We start from the raw sequence: 19,477 nt of genomic DNA on the forward strand, positions 1-19,477 counted from the left end.
TGGTCATTTATTGAATTCGGGTGGTCGTTTATTGAATTGGAGGTATCGTTCATTGAATTCAAGCAGTGGTTAGGGTGGGGTAAAACCCAGATTCTTGAACAACTTCAGACTTGTGTATACACCGTAGCCTTAAAAAAGGGGGGCTTAGTCTCCTATTTACCTGTTTTTTAAAGGGGTCGCCACAGGCGGAGAGAAGTCTGAGCGGCGGCTTCCGCCGTTGGCGCAGCCCGCCGCAGGCATCAGAACTTCGGGGGGGATCAAGTCTTATCCGAACCGTATTAGGAGTGGGGAGACAAAAAAAGCTTCCTGCTTATCCTCTTGTTTCACCCCGCAACATCCATCTGCTGATGATTGAGATAAAAATAATGTCCCCGCTTTGCCATCAACTCTTGGTGAGTGCCACTCTCAATCAACACGCCGCGATCCAGCACCAAAATCAAATCTGCATGACGCACAGTTGAAAGGCGATGGGCGATTACTAAGGTGGTTCTGTCTTTAAGAATTGTGTTTAAATTCGTCTGAATAATCCTTTCTGACTCTGCATCCAGATGGGAAGTTGCCTCATCCAAAATCAACAGCTTGGGATTGCCTAACAACGCCTTAGCGATCGCAATTCTTTGTCGCTGTCCTCCAGACAACATCCCCCCTCCTTCACCAATCTGGCTTTCATAACCCATAGGCAACTTTTTAATAAACTCATCAGCACCCGCCAATCGCGCCGCCTCAATAATATCTGCCAAAGTTGCCCCTGGATGTGCCAAGCTAATATTTTCCCGAATCGTTCCGCCAAACAAAAAGGTATCTTGGTCAACTACCCCAACCTGTTCGCGTAGAGAACGCAACGAAACACTGGTAATATCCTGTCCATCAATCAACACTTTGCCATCTGTGGGGGGATATAACCCCAAAACCAGCTTAGAAATCGTGGTTTTCCCCGAACCACTCCGTCCCACCAAGGCAACCATTTGCCCACTTTGTACTTCAAAACTGAGATTTTCTAAAACATTGATATCGCTTTCAGGGTGATAGCGAAACGTCACGTTGTCAAAGCGAATGTTACCTTGAATAGGTGGTAAAGATTGCCGTGCTTGGTGCTGCAAATCCTCTTCTGGTTCCGCATCCAACACATCATTGATGCGTTCCACGGCAATCACCACTTCTTGCAATTGATTCCACAAAACTGTTAATCGTTGGAAGGGTCTAATAATATTTCCCAGCAACATATTAAATGCTACCAATTGCCCAATGGTTAGCTGGTTGTGAATCACTTGGTACGCCCCAAACCACAGCAAGACGGTAGTTACCACTGCTTCAATTGTGTTGCTGAATATTTGCAGGCGATTGCTGATAATTTGTCCGGAAAAGTTGGTTTTTATTTCCTTACTTAATAACTCTTCCCAATGCCAACGCACCGTCTGTTCCACTGCTGTGGATTTAACCGTTCGCACACCAGAAAGGGCTTCAATCAGATAGCTACTTTCATTAGCAACAGCATTAAAGATTTCCCTCGAAATCTTTTGTAAAAAAGGTGTGGCAATCAATGCTAGCAGGAAAAAAGGCGGTATAATCACCAACACCAGTAACGCCATTTTCCAGCTGTACCAAAACATCAATCCTAAATAGATAAAGACAGTGACTAAATCCAGCAGGATGGACAACGCCTCACCGGAGAGGAAGCGTTGAATTTTGCGGTTTTCCTGTACACGAGAGATAATATCCCCGACATAACGGGACTCAAAGTAACTCAAGGGTAGCCGCAGGGTATGGCGAATAAATCCGACAATTAGTGCTAAATCGAGCTTATTCGCTGTGTGATCTAACAGATATTGCCGCAACCCTGTCATCGCTACACGGAATAAACTAAAAATAAGTAACCCTAACCCCACTGCTGTTAAGGTTAGTTCAGAACGCTGCACCACTACGCGGTCTAAAATTAACTGGGTAAATAAGGGAGTAACAAGCCCAAATATCTGGATAAATAAGGAAGCGACAAAGACTTCCAGCATCACTAAAGAGTGAGGCTTCATTAATTCAAAGAATTGCCAAAAGGGGGTAGAAGTCTCTTTAGTATCTTTGAGCATTGCTGTCGGTTGCAGCAGCAATGTGTAACCAGTCCAGTTGGCTTTAAATTCGGCGTGGCTGAGGGTGCGTTGCCCAATAGCGGGGTCGGCGACAATTACATGTTTGGGGATAATTTCGTAGACAACTATGTAGTGCTTTCCCTCCCAGTGGGCGATCGCAGGTAATTTTTGCTTCGCTAATTGGTCAAGACTCGCTTTTACAGGTCGCGTGGCAAACCCAATACTTTCCGCCGCCACCGATAACCCCCGCAGCGACGAGCCATTGCGGTCAACATTGGCGATATCCCGCAGGCGATTTACACTAAAGTTTTTCCCCCAATAGCGAGACACCATCACTAAACAAGCTGCACCACAATCCGATCCACTCTGTTGGGCAAAAAACGGATAGCGCCGAATCACTCGCTGTAATAAATGCCCCACTCGCTGCGTGGAGTTGGGAAAATAGGCTTTGCTAATCTTTTTCTGGCGTGGCTCTACTGCTGGCGTTGACAAAATCTTAGTTTCATGGAACCGTTTTGAGTCAGATGGCAGTACTGGCGGGTTATCTGAGTCCACTTGTTGGGGATTACGAGATAGCGCCTTAGCCCACAAATGCTCACGAATTTGGGGATATTTAGCCATCAATGGCCACAAAACCTCACCCGGAATAAAGCACAGTTGCAAGTTTACTGAAGCCCTTGCAGCGTAAGGTTTAAAGTCACCCTCCTTAAACAAGGTAAATTCTCCAAATGAGTCTCCCGCCTCTAAAGTGGTGATGAACTCATCAGCGCTAGAGAGCAACCTGACCTTACCAGCGATCGCAATATATATACCCGATTCAACATCAGTTCCTTGCCAGAATTTGCCGACTTTCGGGTTGATAAATTTAACTTGTTGAAGACAGTGTTGAAATTCCTCTGTCGAAAGAGAATAACCCAGAGTATTGTTGAACTGTTGCAGAGTTACTAACTGAGCGGATATATCTTGCGCCATGAATGTCTAAATCTTTTCCTAATTTTGGAAAGTTAATAGGTAAAAATTCGGTATTATCTGGAATAGCTGCCGATTTGAGGTCAGCAATCAAAATTTTGGAACCTTGAGCCTGTTCAGTGCTGTTTTGTTCAGCATTGTTAGGTTTTGGTAGTGTGGATAATCCCATCTGTTTGAGCAGTCGCTTGATGTGGCGATCGCTCACCTCAATCTCAAATTCTTTTGCTAGATGTTTCCCAAGCCAGTTAGCTGTCCAACGGCGAAAAGCATAGCCATGATCGCGGGGACTACTGTTAATTAATTCCTTCAAACGCTCTAAATACTGATCATTTACTGCCTTCGGGCGACCAATGGGGCAATCTTGCCATTGATGCGCCATCCCCGTCCTGGCTATATGTGTCCAATGTCGTGCTGTTGCTGCACAACATCCTAAGCTTTGACAAATCTCCGTTTGAGTTTTCCCCTCATCTGCCAACAACATGATTTCAATTCGTTGGCGGTAGGATTCAAGTAAACTTTTGTGCAAATTTTGTAGTAGCAATTTCCGCTGAAACGCTGTTAAATACTTACCAGTAGATCCACTTGAGTAGTTAGTTTCCGGTTTTGCTTGGCAGTCGGACATAAACGTAGAATTGCGAATTTTATAGACGCATAAATACCTGTGCTTGACGTAGAATTTATCAAGCACTTACAAACAAATCTATTTAAGGGCTATTGATTCCCCTAATAGCGCACATTGTTTTATGTATTACATGTATTGTATGTCAGGTATATATCAAGCTACAAATCATATATGTAAATTCCGTAAATTAATCGTTAAAGTTTTATAAAAGGTTAGGCTAAATACGACAATGTAGTATTATCACTGTACATTTTATTTACAAGTAAAAATATTTTTGTAACTCAAAAGGATATATATAGCTAATATCAATCTCAAATGAAAATGCTGCACATACAGAGATCCTTTAAATCTCCGTTAAAAGAGGAGCTTAAAGCCCAGGATTAAGTTCCCCCTTTTTTAGGCTAGCTAAGGGGGATCAAGGATCTATTGCAAGCATTGAGAAATATATGCCTAAACTTCGAGTAAAGGGAGGGTGACGGTAAAGGTTGTACCGACTCCAACTTGACTATTAACTACAATTTCGCCCCCGTGTGCATCGACACATTTTTTGGCGATTGCACTAGAGCATCTTAATTCTGACTGGAGCTTTCCGAGTCTCCGGCTTTGCTCCTGAATTCTGACTCTTGAATTCTTCTTTAATCAAATCCAAGAGTTGAACCACATTCGCAGCTTATAACCATCAGGAGAGAGGGGTAAACCCAAATAAATGGGCATCCAGAAAATAAAAGCAGCCAGAATAATAAAAGTAATGGTGACACCTAGCGCCCGGAGTTGTTGATAATAACTGCAAAGACACCGATCGACAAACCAAGCGATCGCTAAAAATACAAACACCACTGCACACATATAGTGGTAGATAAAAACGCACCTTGTCACTTTCACCCAAGGTAATAAGTTTGCAGCATAATTTATAACTAAATATAAGGCAATCCAAGTATCAACACTCAGGGTTGCAGGCATAGAAAAACGCTTTTCTTTCACCCAAGGAATTACCACTTTTAACACCAGCATCCCTACTAAAAACAACATGGCGGCGACACCAAACCACCATAAAAATGGATTGCCCATTGCATGGACATCATAAATAACTTGTCCAGCACCGGCAGGTAAAGGCGGACCCATCACAGGTAACGGTTCGGTGATACTTTCAGCCGTTTGATAATAATATGCCATTGGCCTAGTCATCAATGGCCATTTATACCAGGCAGCACAGTAAGGATGTACGTTAGGACTATTTCCCCCTAAATGTAAGTGAAACTTCAAAATTTGCTGATGTACTGCAATAAATCCATAAGTTTTATCTAGTTGAAGGTGGGGAATCCAAATGATACTGTAGATAAAAGCTGGGATAATTCCTAGATAAAACAGCATCTGAAAAATATTTAGCTGAGTCAAATTTTGTAGTGGTGTCTGAGATGAGGGGGATAAGGAAGATGAGGGAGAATAAGTACTAACCCCTGACTCCTGACTTCCGCCTCCTGCCGACGCTCGCAGACTCGCTACTACTGCGCTATCCTGCCTCCTGCCTCCTGCCTCCTGCTCTAATGAGGGGGATCTAAAAAAGAATTTGGAGTTAGGAAAAGAATGTATCAAATGAATTACCCAAGCTGCTACCCAAATGAGATAAGCACCTGATAGAAACCATAAACCATTCCACTTAGTACCGACTGAGGCACCAAAACCAATGCTAGCAAAGACTAACCAAAAAGAACGTCGCCGATTTTGATTATCTAATGCCAATAATAAAAACCAGTGCCCTAACAAACCAAAAATGACAATATAAATATTACTTAAAGCATACCTGGACTCAACTAGAAAAATACCATCACAAGCTGTGAATAATCCTGCAAGTATTGCAAAGGTACGACGATAACTTAACTGATAAGCGATCGCAGCCACAACTACAGGAATAAATGAGCCAGTAAGGGCATTGAACCAACGATAAGTCCAAGGCGATCGCAATGAACCTGTCAACCCATTTACCGTATCGTGCCAAAAAGGAATGTGACTGCCAATCCAAATACCAATGCCAATCATATATTGACTTAGGGGCGGATGAGCATTAAAAAATGGTGTACGGGTGAGATAATCATTACCAAATTTGGCAAAGTAAACTTCATCAAATACCAGAGTGTTGAATCGCTCCAGTCCCCAAAACCGTAAGGCAACTGAGAGAATAAATACACTCACCATCCCAATTCGGAACCATTTTTTAGTCATTAGTCATTAGTCATTAGTCATTGGGCATTGGGCATTGGGCATTGGGCATTGGGCATTGGTTATTCCCTACTCTTTACTCCTCCTCTATGATACTTATGGTTGAGCAGTCAAAAGTTTTGTAGACAATTACACAAACAAAATATTGTGATCGCAATATTACAGGCAGTGATCCAGAAGTTCAACTACTGTTGGTTATGCGATCGCAAATTCTGAATCTTTCCTCAGTTCCTCAGACCGGAATCCTAACACAATCCGATTTTTTGGTACACCTGCCCTCACTAATTCCGTTGCTACCCCCTCTTCAGTGCCATCACGTTGAATCCAAATTTTGCCATCAATGATATCAATATGAATCATACAACCGTGAACGCGACGAGTCACAATAGGAGATAAATCATAAGCTGGTTCTCTTCCCAAAATCATCAATAGGTAGCGGTCTTGTTCGCTGTCGAAAACCGTCTCAAATTGAATATCGCCAGCGCTAAAGGGGATTTTTGTATGTTCAATCAGAATATTCCGAATCAACTGCCTGTATTGCTCCAAGGTATCCATTTAAAAATAACCTCTTGCTCTAGGTGAAATAGAACAATATGAACTTTGTAATCTTCCAGCAAAAGTTTAGCAATTGGCTCATCAAAGATATCAGCGTATACTTACGTCCCGAACCGCGAGATAGAGGACGCGATCGGGATTGGTTCTAGTCATCACAGAGCGGTATGCAAGGTACTGTCCCAATGCGTGTTCGAGAGCGGTCATGTCCGATACGCTGCGAAACGTTTTAATCTCAACGGCTATCTGCTGTCCTTCCTTTTCAGCAGCAATCAATTTCTCTGCACCCAAATCAACATACATATCCCTTTTTCCCCACTTCAAATGAAAGGGATCGTCGGTAATCGTCCAGCCATCTTTGATTAGGGCATTTTTGACGTTCTCGTGGTAACGGTCTCTAACTGGCATAAATTACTCAATCTACTTCCAGTAAAACTTCTATTTGGGTCTTAATTACGAATTACGTTAGCGAGTCTTCTCCCAAGGGGAGACGCCAAGGGCGAACGAGCGTCATTACGAATTATTACCCTCGACTTTTGCCACTTCCAGCATCGTCTTTAAAACCGAGTCTGGATTCAAACTAATCGAGTCAATTCCCTGTTCCACCAAAAACTGAGCAAATTCTGGATAATCGCTGGGTGCTTGCCCACAAATGCCGATTTTGCGATTATATTTTTTTGCAGCCTTTATAGCCATTTTCACCATCTGCTTAACAGCTGGACTGCGTTCATCAAACAATCTCGCTACCAACGCCGAATCCCTGTCTATCCCCAGTGTTAGCTGAGTTAAATCATTAGAACCAATCGAGAAGCCATCAAAGACCTCAGCAAAGTCCTCAGCCAGAATAACATTACTGGGCAACTCACACATCACATAAATCTGCAAGTCGTTAACACCCTGCTTTAAACCATTTTTTGCCATCTCTGCCAAAACTAAACGTCCCTCATCGGGAGTACGACAAAAAGGAATCATCGGGATAACATTCGTCAAACCCATTTCTTCCCGTACCCGCTTGATGGCATGACATTCTAGGGCAAAAGCTTCTCTGTAGCCTTCATCATAGTAACGCGCCGCTCCTCGCCAACCTAACATGGGGTTTTCTTCATTAGGTTCAAACTGTCGCCCACCTAATAAATTGGCATATTCATTACTTTTGAAATCTGACATTCGGACTATCACGGGTTTGGGATAAAATGCCGCCGCAATTCTCCCTATACCTTGGGCTAATTTATCTACAAAATACTGTGGTTTATCGTCGTAAAGTGAGGTAATGTTAGCAATTTTAGCTTTGACAAATTCATCTTTTAATAATTTATAGTGAATCAACGCCATTGGATGAATTTGGATTTGGTTAGCGATGATAAATTCTGTCCGCGCTAAACCTACGCCATCGTTGGGAATTGCGGATAAACTCAATGCTTCTTGGGGATTACCAACATTCATTAAAATTTGAGTGCGGGTGCGCGGTAAGTTTTCTAAAGGAACTTCTTCAACTTCAAAAGGTAATAAGCCTGCATAAACTTTTCCCTCTTCCCCTTCAGCGCAAGAAATTGTTACCTCTTGACCAGGTTTCAATATTTCTGTAGCATTGCCGCATCCCACGATCGCAGGTACACCTAATTCTCGCGCGATAATTGCTGCATGACACGTGCGGCCTCCAGAATTGCTGACAATTGCACTGGCGCGTTTCATAATTGGTTCCCAATCGGGATCGGTTCTCTCTGTCACCAAAACTTCCCCAACTTGGAACTGGTCGAGTTTCTGAACATCTAAAATTAGGCGTACTTTTCCTTGACTAATCGCTTCCCCAATCGCACTTCCCCTAATCAGAGGGATTGGGGATTGAGAATCAGGGAGTGAAGAGTGGGAAGATTTTTCCCCATTCCCTATTCCCCATTCTTTATTCCCCAATACCAACCGATAACTCCGCAACACATTTTCCTTCTTCTGCGACTGGACGGTTTCAGGACGCGCTTGCACAATAAAAAGTTGGTTAGTAATCCCATCTTTTGCCCACTCGATATCCATTGGAGTGAAAATGCCGTGGACTTGGGAATAATGGTCTTCAATTAAACATGCCCAACTTGCTAGTTGTAAAATCTCTTGATCATTCAGAGCAAATTGACCTCTTTCGCTAGCCGAAACCGAAACATTTTTCGTAAATTTGGAGCCGTCATCATAAATCATTTTCAGTTCTTTGCTGCCCAATTTTTTATCGATAATTGGGCGAAAACCAGCTTTTAAAGTTGGTTTAAAAACATAATATTCATCGGGATTTACAGACCCTTGGACAACATTTTCCCCTAAACCGTAGGCGGCTGTAATTAGTGCTGCATCCTTAAAGCCCGTTTCTGTATCAATGGAGAACATCACCCCAGAGGTTGCTAAGTCAGAGCGCACCATTTTTTGCACACCCACAGCTAGAGCAATGCTAAAGTGGTCAAATCCCTTGGTGTGGCGATAAGAAATGGCGCGGTCTGTAAATAGAGACGCAAAGCATTTGTGACAAGCTGCTAAAACTCCTTCGACACCGACAACGTTGAGGTAAGTTTCCTGCTGTCCAGCAAAACTAGCATCAGGAAGGTCTTCAGCAGTGGCACTGGAACGGACTGCCACATCTGTGTCTGTATGGTATCGTTCACAGAGACTATGGTATGCTGTGGCGATCGCCTCGCGCAATTCTACAGGAAATGGGGTGTGGATTAATAGCGCTCGCGCTTTTTTGCCGCGTTCTCGTAAATTTTTGACATCTTCAACATCCAAGTCAGCAAAAAGTTTGCGTAGCTTTGCTTCTAACCCCGCTGATTGAATGAAATGACGATAAGCGTAAGCAGTAGTGGCGAACCCGGTGGGAACGTTAATGCCTTTGGGTGTTAGCTGTTGAATCATTTCCCCTAGTGAAGCATTTTTACCACCAACTACTGCTATATCAGCAATACCAATTTCATCAAACCAGAAAATGAGCGATCGCTCTTGGGCAGATAGAGACAAAGTGCTTTTAGATACTGTAGTCATAAATATTACCTTTTAAGTTTATATTCAACTTGTAAGTGCATAACTGCTACTATATTTTTTCCATATTCAACTTTAGATTTTTGGTTCTGTCGCGTAGTTTGCTATTTGGCGATCAAATGCAAAATTATCATCAATAAAAATTAACAATTATTCAGTTTAATAACTTGCTCAAAATACCAGATGTAATAAATTATGGCGCAGCTAGAACGACTCCTGAAAATGGCAGAAGATGAACTAACTGAATACAGCACTGATGCCCGCAAAATAGAAAAACTACGCCGTAAAATAGGTTTAACAGTATCGCTAACAGAACAGCAGCAAGTCAAAGAGGCATTACTTGCTACGATGAAATCTAATATAATTACCCAAGTTCTGGAAGAACAAAGACAAGCAGTAGCCTTACCATTTTGGGGAATTGCTGGATTGGGTTTGTTACTAGGAATTTCTTTAAATCAACCCATAGGCTTGTTAGCATCTGTAGTTGGAACTGTATTAGCTTACAGAATTCAGAAATGGGGTTGGAAATTGCAGGCAAATCGTTTATTGTTACAAACATTGGAAGATATTGAAAAGCGTATTACTCAACCCACTAAGTAACAATAAAAATGTATTTTATAGATAAATTATTTACATATATTTGTATTATAATATACTCAACAAGTAATTAATCACTTAATTTACATCTCGTAAGCACTTAACAATTCCTTTAGAATTACCATAGCAAAAAAATTAGATATTGGATTTAAGATTAGGTATTTATTAAAAAAGACAGAAAGCAGAAGGCAGTCTTCCGTAAGCTCGAACTGCCTTCCGTCTTCATTCAATATTCTGGTTTGCGGGCAATGAATGCTACATTACCTTTTGACAGCAGATATTGAACATAGCTACGGGTTGTCTCAACCTGGAAGTCCACGTTAGAGAGTTCACTTGCAATATCTGTCGCTTCGTATATTCGCATCTGGTGTACTTCGTCAGATCGTCTGTAGTGTTTCCCCACCTTGTGTAAGCTGGTAATTCGGCAAGTCAAAGTTATTGGCTCTTGACCTCTTACTTTTCAACTAATACTACCTAGCCTTTTCTTTCAGTAAATCCTCTAGTTGTAGTATCTTTTGCAACTAAAATAGCGAATTTGCCCAAAATTTTTTTGAATACTTTCCCTTAAAAGAGAAGAAGCTAGTTCTTCAACAGATACTTCTTTTAAAGCAGCAGCTGTAATTCAAGATTCTTGAGTTTCTTGACTGATGTAAATATTAGTACCAATCATTGTTAACTCTTTCTACTTTTTTACATGATCTCAAAGATCATCAGCAAAAATTTTAGTCATGTAATGTTGGTTTTCTTTTCTTTAATCAACTAACGAGATCGGCGATCGCCTCTGAAGCAGGGACTACAGCTTCAGGCTGATAGCGGATGCCAGCTTGCTTGAAGCGATGTAAAACTTCACCCAAGCGATCGCAGTCTGCAATCAAACTGATCCTGACATAACCCTCACCTGCAACCCCAAAGGCATTACCTGGAGTAACCACAACGCCTGTTTGTTGCAACACGTTCAGGGCAAAATCTGTGGAACCAACACCAACGGGACACTTTACCCAAAGATACATCGTCGCCTTGCTTTTGGGGATATCCCAACCCAACTCTCCTAACCCGTGAATGAGGAAATCGCGGCGGGTACGGTAACGTTGTTGTACCTCGTGCAAATACACATCTGGCAGTTGCAAAGCTGTTTCAGCTGCTGTTTGCAATGCTGCAAAAATGCCGTAATCCAAGTTAGTTTTCAGCGTCCGCAAACCTTGAATTACATGGCGGTTCCCCACGACAAACCCGACGCGCCAACCAGCCATATTGTAGGTTTTAGATAAGGTGTGAAATTCCACACCAATATCTTTCGCACCGGGAATTTCTAACAAGCTAGTGGGTTGATAACCATCAAAAGCTAACTCGGCGTAACACAAATCATGTACCAGCAAAATTTCATATTTGCGGGCGAAGGCGACAATTTCTTCAAAAAATTCGCGGGGGGCGGTGGCGGCAGTAGGATTGCTAGGATAGTTAAAATAGAGAATTTTAGCTTGTTTGGCAACCTCGTCAGGAATAGCAGCTAAATCAATTAACCAGTCATTTTCGGGTTTGAGAATCAAACTGTGAATTTTGCCGCCTGCGATCGCCGGGCCGCGAAAATGTGCCGGATAAGCCGGGGAAGGAACCAGAACTAAATCACCAGGGTTAACGTAGGCGAGTGCTAAATGGGTTAATCCTTCTTTAGAACCCAGCAATGGCAAGGCTTCGCTATCAGGATCGAGAACCACACCATAACGGCGATGATACCAGTTAGTGATGGCACGGCGAAAACTAGCTGTGCCCTCAAAGGGTGGATAACCGTGATTGGCAGGATCTTTTAAAGCGGCGATCGCCGCTTCAACAACTGGTGCTGGCGTTGCACCATCGGGGTTTCCCATACCCAAGTCAATTAAATCTAACCCTTGTTCTCGTGCTTTAGCTTTCAGTTCATCTAAACGAGCAAATACATAAGGTGGTAGTTTTTGTATGCGTTCTGCTGGGACAATCCAATTTAAACTCATAAAACCTCGTCACTCATTCCCTTGGGCGAAACTCGATTTGTAGTATCTCTACTATCTATAGGTGCAGTGGTAGAAACCATTGCTGCCATCAACTGTTCTGGGGCGACTTTAAACGGTAGTCGATGGATGTCAGAATTAGGAACTAGAGCCATTTCGGCGGCTATTTGCAATTCGCCTAATCTAATATTCCCCAATCCCAAATCACTTAATTTTTGGGGTAGTCCAATTTCTGTGTAGAACTTTAACAACTGTTGCCGTGCCGATGCTGCTAGTTGATTGCCTTGTAGCATTTCTTCTAAACGCAGTTGCACTAAAATCCCAAAAGCAACCTTTTCCCCATGAATACTGCCATGTCCTGAAATATGAGTTAAACCGTTATGCACGGCATGGGCGGCAACAGTGCGACACTGTGCCCCTCCAAGTCCCCCAACTACCCCAGCTAATAAAACAGTGGCATCTACGACTTCTCGCCAAACCTGACTACCTGGTTCTTCGAGGGCGGCGGCTGACTTTTGCAACAGGATATCTCGCAAAACTCGTGCTTGTTGCACCGCAGCAATAATTAAAGTGTCTTGCAAGTGTCCACTGCTAACTGAGGCTTCGTACCACTTAGCGATCGCATCACCAATTCCAGCTACTAAGGTACCTTGTGGTGCAGTTTTAATCAAGTCATAATCGAGTATCAATAAATCGGGACAACGAGATAGCCCCACATCGTAGACAAAAGCCCCATCTTCCGAATAAACATTCGATAAGGCACTCCAAGCTGCACAAGTAGCCCCGGAAGTAGGAATTGTCACCACTGGTAGATGTAACTGCTGCGCGACTAATTTCGCTGTATCCAGGGCTTTGCCACCACCAACACCGATAATTACATCAGCTTTATGTTCTTTTGCCTTTTTCTGTAAAGATTTCAGACTAGCTTCGCAGCAATCTGCACCATAAGAAGCTTGGACAGTATGTAACTGCTGCGCTTCTAAAACTAGTTGTAAATTTTGTTGGCTAATGGCCAGAGTAGACTTACCTGCCACAATTAAGGGACGACTTCCCAAACAGGCAATCTCTGCTGCGGCTGTTTGCAACACCCCAGAACCACGGATTACTTTTGTGGGGGAAACTGTGAGCGTAAATAATGAACTAGAGGTTTGAGTAGACAAAGAAAGTTGAGTAGAAAAATTATTGGGCATATAATCTCGTTTGTCAAAACCTTGATATTTCTTAATCAAATAGACTGGCGATCGAGGATACTTGTTGCCAAGCTGGTTTTTGGATGGCTCCAACCTGACACCCGGCTTATCTGCATTTTAGCCAAGCAATTAAATAGACAAGTCCTGTTGCCGACTGATTGAGTAGTTTGACGACATTGCTTGAATCTATAAATACCCATTGACCTGAAATTCCGAACTATCAAAGTTTTGAATAACCGTATAATTAATTAACATTACCATTGTCAGATTCTCAAGAAAAGCAATCGAGAATTGATAATGTATAGGGGATCGTGCTATTTAGCTACAGATATATATGTAAAGTATAGAAATATATGCCTTTACAACTCCTTGATTTGCTGCAAATATTTTTGAAAATAGCAACAGGGGCAATTAGGACAACAACTGACAAATTACAACTCTTAGTACCCATTACCCCACGCTGATTAACTTTTTCCCACAGTATAACCACTAAAGTGTGAATATCTTAATCTAAAAATAATCATTTCTGTATCAGTAAATACAAAATAATTTTTGTCATCCTGATAACTGGTAAATTACTTTTTTTCTCTGAGCATGGGGCATGGGGCATGGGGGAATGGCACTAAGAAAAGCTCTAAGCTATGTGGAGTATGGGTTACAGCTTTAATGCCCACTCTCGCAGTAATAATGGCATAAGTCAGACGATGCCTTCTCCTTCGGAGACGCTAACGCGAACGACGAACGCCGATGGAGGAATAATGTACAGTTATCTAAAAAATTGTTGAAGGTAGAAAAAGCTTACTCGTTCATTCCATACTTTTCTCGTTCATTCCATACTTTACTTTTTTTGAGACGTGCAAGCGAATAGGATAATTACTACTGTGACACTACGAGTACAAATTCTCAAAAATAAATTTAATTCATCTCTGGGTTCAAAGAATTCGCCAACAAAGTCCCAATATTCGCGAACCACTTTGTCTTTTCCATATCCCGTGAAAAGTCAGATTCCTATTTCTCACCCCACGCAATGTGTTTCTTGAAAGTTACTTGCTGTGAAACGCGAAGAGCGGCTTTAATTAAATCGGCTGCTTTTTCGCCGATCATAATTGTTGGCGCGTTCGTATGTCCCGTGATTAAAGTTGGCATAATTGAGGCATCGACGACACGCAACCACTTAACCCCATGTACCCGTAGTTCGGGATCTACAACCGCCATTGGGTCAGTTCCCATTTTGCAGGTGCCGATAGGATGATACACAGTACTGCAAACTTCTCGGATGTATCCAACGAGTGCTTCATCGCTAGTCACATCGGCACCAGGCGCAACCTCTCTGCCTCGAAACTCATCAAAGGCACTAGTATGAAACAATTTGCGTATTAATTTAATTCCGTCAACTAGCTTTTGCACATCGGATTGACTTTGCAGATAGTTCAGCCGAATCATTGGTGTATCTTTGGGATCAGATGAACGCAAACTGATACTGCCAATGTTTTGGGGATGATTCAAAACGATTATACCCGTGAAACCTAAGCCAGAGTTCGGATACTCAGGAGGTACCCTCAAAGTGGAAGCGAAGATCAACTCTAAATCTGGCGCAGCGTCTAGATGACCCTCGCTATGCAAAAATAATCCAGTTTCACTGATGCCATTACTGTGTAAATCCTGAGTTGCCTCGTATGGCACAGTCACGCAAACGTGGTCTTGGAGGTTTTGTCCGACACCTGGTAAATCAACAACGACCGGAATTCCCATTGCTTGCAGGTACTCTGCATCACCAATGCCGGAAAGCATCAGCAGTTTGGGCGAATCGAACGCGCCAGCACTTAAAATCACCTCTTTGTTGACCCTGACCTGGTGCAGTATACTCTCGTGCAGATATTCCACCCCAACAGTGCAAGTTCCCTCAAAAAGCAACCGAGTCACTAACGCTCCAGTCATTGTTGTCAAATTGGGACGCTTGAGAATTGGCAGAAGGAATGCAGCAGCAGTACTGTGTCGTTTACCATCCTTGATAGTCACCTGAAAAGGTCCCGCACCTGACTGCTGCATGGCGTTGAAATCAGGATTTTCGTCATAACCCATTGTCACACATGCATCTACAAATCGTTGGGATATTGCAGATGGGGAAATGACATCAGTCACGCTCAACTCGCCATCTACACCGTGGTATTCGGAAATACCTCGTTGTTGGTTCTCAGATTTTTTGAAATAGGGCAATATATCCTGGTAACTCCAACCGGGATTCCCCAATTCCCTCCAGTGGTTATAATCGTGATAATTGCCTCGAATATAAGTCATGAAATTAATCGAACTGCTGCCGCCCAAGACTTTGCCACGGGGACAAAAGATTTTACGGTTATTGAGGTAGGGTTCTGGTTCAGAGAAATAGCCCCAGTCCACCTCGGAGCCTGGTAGGTTTGTACATTCCGACGGGATTTGAATCTCCGGTTTTGTATCCTCTTTGCCTGCTTCGAGTAACAACACAGTGGTTTCAGGTTCTTCTGTCAGACGGTTAGCGACAACGCAGCCTGCCGAACCTGCACCAATCACAATATAGTCATATTGGTTTTTAATTACCATTCCCCTGAACCAAGAACGTTTTGCTGTGTAATATCATTTACCCAATACCACAATTACTCCCGACTTTCAAGAGCAGCTTTGAGAGCGTGTATTGCTCAACCTCTGATGTAATAACCAATTAAAAGTCACGGCAATCGCCAGCACTGGTGTGATCGCCTCAATCATGTCATTACTACGGGAGAGGGAATTAAAGCTGTAGTCCTTATTCCGTAAACCTTATAGCTTTTCTTAGTGCCATTCGGGCATGGGGCATTAATTATTCTTCTCCTCCGCTCTCCCTGCTCCCTGCTCCCTGCTCCCTGCCTCTTAAGCGGTGGGTTTTGGCAATTGGGCGAAATTGTCTGTGTAAATTTTGACTGTTACCGGGGAATTTTGATGAGAAACGAGCGATCGCTTGACCTCACCCAAGTAAACTGGGACAGAAATCCCTGTTTCCTGGTGGATAATGGTACGGGCGCGAACTGTCAAATTTTCGTCTTCCTGTGTACCTGAGCGACCATAAGAAAAGAGATTACTAGCTGCTTGACGTAAAGTTGCTTCTAATTGTGTGGGTGTAATTTGGGGTGATGTAGCAATCACCGCTTGTGTTGAGCCATTGTCATAAACTAGAGTGTACCGGGCTGCTCCTGGAATCACAGTCCGACTCAAGGGGACTATTGAGAGTGCAAATAAACCACCAGTCAGCACCAGCATAAAGCCAGTCGTACCCACCAGCCGAAAGCGGATGCCCCATTTGAGAATAAAAGCCAAAAATGTCAAGGCAGCAAATATCAATGTAGCTATACCTGCCCATTGGGTGTACTGAAGAAAGTTAGCTGTTGTGAGCATAAGGTTGGTTGGTTATGGAGGCGTCTTTTTTTCGTTACCGACACACCCATTTTACCGAGAGCTTACACCGATTATCTGTAAGGGTTATCGGTCATAATAAAGTTTCAGCTTGTGTTTAGCCTAAGTTTAGCGGTGAATGGAGCCAACCTCAGAACAATTGAAACAGTTATACAGAGTCTTGACTTGGCTAACGCGAATGTATTGTTTTGTGAACAGGAATAGTTTGATCGTTATTGATATCGTAGTTGTACCACAAGTAGGATTCCCCGTTTAATTCTCCACTTTTCACATGCAAATAAATAGGTTCTGGTGGGTTACAAAGACCTAGTTTAATTTCAGCAATCATGTTTTATGTTCCTTTATGAAAGATAAAAATTTTTCAGAGATTGCGTCAAATTAAATCTTTTTAAGATAGTGTTTAACTAAAGAGAAATAATAAATATACAAAAGGGCATCTACAAGAGATGCCCGTTATGCAGGAAAACCCCAAAGGGATGTCCCTACACCTTCCCAACAATCAGCAACAGTGACTAATTAGGTATTAGTCACACTCACAGACGTGAATATAACAATCTTATTAACTTAAAACTCTCAATGTCCCCAGTGCATACACTGAAAAAACTAATAGCTAATTTTGATGAGATGCAAGCCTGTCTTTTTCGTGATAACGATGTACTACTCCAGCAATGGCAGCCAAAATTAGCCATGAAAGCGCATTCAAACGAAAATCGAAGAGAGTTACATCTACTGTATTCAATAAAATCCACCCAACAAAGGACAGAAGATAACTGAAAAATATCAATTTGTCTCCTGTATTTATATATTTTGACTTTTGCAGTAATTGGACACTTATAATCAAAATCCAAGCTAGTAAGCCACAAAATAAAAAAGCACTGGGAAAACCAGTTTCAGCAGATAACATCAAAAATAAGTTATGAGGATGACCCAAGGGAATCTGCATCTTTGCTTTGTAAAGTGTACTAAAACTGCGTAATCCCCAACCACTCCAAGGATGTTGTTGAGCTAAAGACCAGGCGAACTCCCACTGAGTTTTTCGCATTAAAGCGACTGGTCTATCTGGATACATATCGTCATTTAACCTTGCCCAAAAGAAGGCAGGAACTACCAAGCGAAAAATGTGAGCGACTGGTGAGGGAGCAAAAGCCGCTAAAAGAATACTAGAGACGATCGCAGCAACGCTACCTACAAGAATGCGCCAACCTTGGTAGAGTGCATAAGCTAAACAGGCAAAAATAGTGATCGCCCACCCATTACGCGAGTTGGTGAAAATTAAGGCAATGAAATTTGTAATCACCGCCACTGTTAGGAAGAGAAAGGGAACTGGGGAGTGGGGCGCAGTAAGTCTTTCCCCTCTGTCCCTCTGCCTGTCTGCCCCTCTGCCTTTTATGTTCAATCCCCAATACCCAATCGCCAATCGCCATTGTTCAATCCACAACCCTAGACCAAGGATGAAAACTATTACTAGATAAGCTGCGAAGGTGTTAGCGTGCAAGAAAAGTGAGGCGATACGACCTGGTGGGTTTCCGCCTGGTCTGATTGTCCAACTAAACACAACCCACACAAACTGGAACTTGAAACTCCAGCCTAAAAATAATTGTCCCAAGCCCATAATTGCTACTGGCATGGAACCAATCACCAAAACCCAAGCCATTTGCCGCAATTGGGTAAATGTTTGAATCAGAGCGCTATGGGCAGCGAAAAGTAAAAAGAATGGTAATAAATTAAATAAGCCGAGGAAAGCTGCTGTTTTGTCTTGGGCAAAGCCAGCACTCACGATCAGCAAAAAACTCAATAGGGCAAATCCCCAGTTGAGGGGGCGGCGATTAATTTTGCGGGATTGTTTCAGCCAAGTTATTAATGAGACAAAACCTACAGTCACAGCCCCCACTAAAGGACTCAATGGGAAGATTAATAGTGCCCATAGAGAGTAGTTCCAAGAAGATTGCCAACGAGATTTGAAATAGTCAAAAACCTTGTTCAAGCTGGCTCCCAACATTCCTCACGAGTGAGGCGAATTTGAGCTAAGGCGAAGATGGTGGGGATGATTCGACCATAGTTAGTAGCGATCGCTCTCCAGCCTAAATCCGCAATAAACCAAGTCCACATCATCGGCCCAATCACGGCAAACATCGTCCGGGCTGCCCCATAACGAGCTGCACTCACTGTCATACCCCGTTGCGCCATTTGCATCGTTACATAACTTTGAAATTGGGTTGCAGCTGCTTCTGAGCCTGTAATTGCGGCTTGTTTGGCTACTTCATAAGTAGCAAAGTGGATGGCAAATTGACGAGCAATTTGCTTAAGTACAAGTGGTTGGAGAAGAGAAGTAACCGCTAGCGCACTACCGCCTTTGAAAAGCAACCCCAAGGGGTCACGTTGTAATAAAAGTGGTAGGGGTTGTTTTAGTTCTGATTTGAGCAGCTGACGCTGCACCTGTACAGTCAATTTTTGCTTTTCCTGTTCCGGCAATTTTTTCCACACTTGTCCTAGCAGATGCAAAAATACTTCTGCTTCTAAATCAATAGTTGCCAGATGATGAGAAAAGGGAATTTTTAAATACTTACATACTTGAACTAGCGCTTGTCGGTAAGTTACCTGCCCTGTGCGTCCCCGTAATACTGTCATTCCATCTGCCGCCAAAAAACGAAAGCGGCCCTCTAGTGCGTCTAACCAAGCTTTGCGGTCTTGGCTTTGCACTTCGATGGGTTCGGGTGTGTGTACATAGTCTAAGGGATTGAACTTACGACTAAATAGAATTGCCGTTAAGTCTTGCAATTCTTCTTCGGTCGCTAACTCTAGCGCCACCCTCATTTCATCCAATTT

Annotated in this window: 14 protein-coding genes and 1 pseudogene; 1 reads left to right on the forward strand and 14 read right to left on the reverse strand. The window is 42.8% G+C overall.

The genetic code is table 11. The features are described 5' to 3' along the window. Window positions 1-323: 323 nt before the first annotated feature. The 7 genes and pseudogenes from V7L12_RS29495 to ppsA all read right to left on the reverse strand — a co-directional run bounded on the left by V7L12_RS29495 (window position 324) and on the right by ppsA (window position 9,456). Complete coding sequence (locus tag V7L12_RS29495) at window positions 324-3,053, reverse strand: peptidase domain-containing ABC transporter (protein WP_335089802.1); 2,730 nt, start codon at window positions 3,051-3,053, stop codon at window positions 324-326. Beyond that, a complete protein-coding gene (locus tag V7L12_RS29500; RefSeq protein ID WP_335089804.1) occupies window positions 2,947-3,672 on the reverse strand; it encodes a helix-turn-helix domain-containing protein in 726 nt (241 codons plus the stop codon). Before V7L12_RS29500 ends, V7L12_RS29495 begins: the two co-directional genes overlap by 107 nt. Window positions 3,673-4,122: 450 nt before the next feature. Then, a pseudogene (locus V7L12_RS29505) lies at window positions 4,123-4,230 on the reverse strand (ATP-binding protein); the annotation flags it as partial. Between the two features lie 81 nt (window positions 4,231-4,311). Further along, entirely contained in the window at window positions 4,312-5,892 is a 1,581-nt protein-coding gene (locus tag V7L12_RS29510; RefSeq protein ID WP_335089806.1) for a dolichyl-phosphate-mannose--protein mannosyltransferase, read from the reverse strand. Window positions 5,893-6,084: 192 nt separating this feature from the next. Then, window positions 6,085-6,444 (reverse strand): XisI protein, encoded by a 360-nt coding sequence (locus V7L12_RS29515; RefSeq protein ID WP_335089808.1) that lies wholly within the window; start codon window positions 6,442-6,444, stop codon window positions 6,085-6,087. 90 nt (window positions 6,445-6,534) lie between these two features. Then, window positions 6,535-6,849 (reverse strand): XisH family protein, encoded by a 315-nt coding sequence (locus V7L12_RS29520; RefSeq protein WP_335089810.1) that lies wholly within the window; start codon window positions 6,847-6,849, stop codon window positions 6,535-6,537. 105 nt (window positions 6,850-6,954) lie between these two features. Then, window positions 6,955-9,456, reverse strand: a complete 2,502-nt coding sequence (gene ppsA, locus V7L12_RS29525; RefSeq protein ID WP_335089812.1) for a phosphoenolpyruvate synthase — start codon at window positions 9,454-9,456, stop codon at window positions 6,955-6,957. A 192-nt stretch (window positions 9,457-9,648) separates the two neighbouring features. On the opposite strand from ppsA, the gene V7L12_RS29530 reads away from it, so the two are divergent. After that, window positions 9,649-10,053, forward strand: coding sequence for a hypothetical protein (locus V7L12_RS29530; RefSeq protein ID WP_335089814.1), 405 nt, complete (start codon window positions 9,649-9,651; stop codon window positions 10,051-10,053). A gap of 223 nt (window positions 10,054-10,276) precedes the next feature. On the opposite strand, the gene V7L12_RS29535 is transcribed toward V7L12_RS29530, so the two are convergent. The 7 genes from V7L12_RS29535 to V7L12_RS29565 all read right to left on the reverse strand — a co-directional run bounded on the left by V7L12_RS29535 (window position 10,277) and on the right by V7L12_RS29565 (window position 19,474). Further along, complete coding sequence (locus V7L12_RS29535; protein ID WP_335089816.1) at window positions 10,277-10,414, reverse strand: hypothetical protein; 138 nt, start codon at window positions 10,412-10,414, stop codon at window positions 10,277-10,279. Window positions 10,415-10,805: 391 nt separating this feature from the next. Next, window positions 10,806-12,038: an aspartate aminotransferase gene (locus tag V7L12_RS29540; RefSeq protein WP_334817114.1), complete on the reverse strand. Its 1,233-nt coding sequence runs from the start codon at window positions 12,036-12,038 to the stop codon at window positions 10,806-10,808. Further along, window positions 12,035-13,225 carry an iron-containing alcohol dehydrogenase family protein gene (locus tag V7L12_RS29545; protein ID WP_335089911.1) on the reverse strand — a complete coding sequence of 397 codons (1,191 nt, stop codon included), beginning with the start codon at window positions 13,223-13,225 and terminating at the stop codon, window positions 12,035-12,037. Before V7L12_RS29545 ends, V7L12_RS29540 begins: the two co-directional genes overlap by 4 nt. Window positions 13,226-14,233: 1,008 nt before the next feature. After that, on the reverse strand, window positions 14,234-15,805 hold the full coding sequence (locus V7L12_RS29550) for a GMC family oxidoreductase (protein WP_335089818.1): 1,572 nt from the start codon (window positions 15,803-15,805) through the stop codon (window positions 14,234-14,236). A gap of 306 nt (window positions 15,806-16,111) precedes the next feature. After that, window positions 16,112-16,633, reverse strand: coding sequence for a Ycf51 family protein (locus V7L12_RS29555; protein WP_335089819.1), 522 nt, complete (start codon window positions 16,631-16,633; stop codon window positions 16,112-16,114). A 628-nt stretch (window positions 16,634-17,261) separates the two neighbouring features. After that, window positions 17,262-18,650, reverse strand: coding sequence for an O-antigen ligase family protein (locus V7L12_RS29560; protein ID WP_335089821.1), 1,389 nt, complete (start codon window positions 18,648-18,650; stop codon window positions 17,262-17,264). Then, window positions 18,632-19,474 (reverse strand): YaaW family protein, encoded by an 843-nt coding sequence (locus V7L12_RS29565; RefSeq protein WP_335089822.1) that lies wholly within the window; start codon window positions 19,472-19,474, stop codon window positions 18,632-18,634. The genes V7L12_RS29560 and V7L12_RS29565 overlap by 19 nt, the downstream gene beginning before the upstream one ends. Window positions 19,475-19,477: the final 3 nt, after the last annotated feature.

The sequence above is a fragment of the Nostoc sp. genome (assembly GCF_036918245.1).
Taxonomy (GTDB): Bacteria; Cyanobacteriota; Cyanobacteriia; order Cyanobacteriales; family Nostocaceae; genus Nostoc.

Coding starts and splice junctions, on each gene's coding strand:
- V7L12_RS29520 (WP_335089810.1), bottom strand. CDS start 6,849: ATGCCAGTTAGAGACCGTTACCACGAGAACGTCAAAAATGCCCTAATC.
- V7L12_RS29500 (WP_335089804.1), bottom strand. CDS start 3,672: ATGTCCGACTGCCAAGCAAAACCGGAAACTAACTACTCAAGTGGATCT.
- V7L12_RS29515 (WP_335089808.1), bottom strand. CDS start 6,444: ATGGATACCTTGGAGCAATACAGGCAGTTGATTCGGAATATTCTGATT.
- V7L12_RS29530 (WP_335089814.1), top strand. CDS start 9,649: ATGGCGCAGCTAGAACGACTCCTGAAAATGGCAGAAGATGAACTAACT.
- V7L12_RS29540 (WP_334817114.1), bottom strand. CDS start 12,038: ATGAGTTTAAATTGGATTGTCCCAGCAGAACGCATACAAAAACTACCA.
- V7L12_RS29555 (WP_335089819.1), bottom strand. CDS start 16,633: ATGCTCACAACAGCTAACTTTCTTCAGTACACCCAATGGGCAGGTATA.
- V7L12_RS29550 (WP_335089818.1), bottom strand. CDS start 15,805: ATGGTAATTAAAAACCAATATGACTATATTGTGATTGGTGCAGGTTCG.
- V7L12_RS29510 (WP_335089806.1), bottom strand. CDS start 5,892: ATGACTAAAAAATGGTTCCGAATTGGGATGGTGAGTGTATTTATTCTC.
- V7L12_RS29560 (WP_335089821.1), bottom strand. CDS start 18,650: ATGTTGGGAGCCAGCTTGAACAAGGTTTTTGACTATTTCAAATCTCGT.
- V7L12_RS29545 (WP_335089911.1), bottom strand. CDS start 13,225: ATGCCCAATAATTTTTCTACTCAACTTTCTTTGTCTACTCAAACCTCT.
- ppsA (WP_335089812.1), bottom strand. CDS start 9,456: ATGACTACAGTATCTAAAAGCACTTTGTCTCTATCTGCCCAAGAGCGA.
- V7L12_RS29495 (WP_335089802.1), bottom strand. CDS start 3,053: ATGGCGCAAGATATATCCGCTCAGTTAGTAACTCTGCAACAGTTCAAC.
- V7L12_RS29535 (WP_335089816.1), bottom strand. CDS start 10,414: ATGCGAATATACGAAGCGACAGATATTGCAAGTGAACTCTCTAACGTG.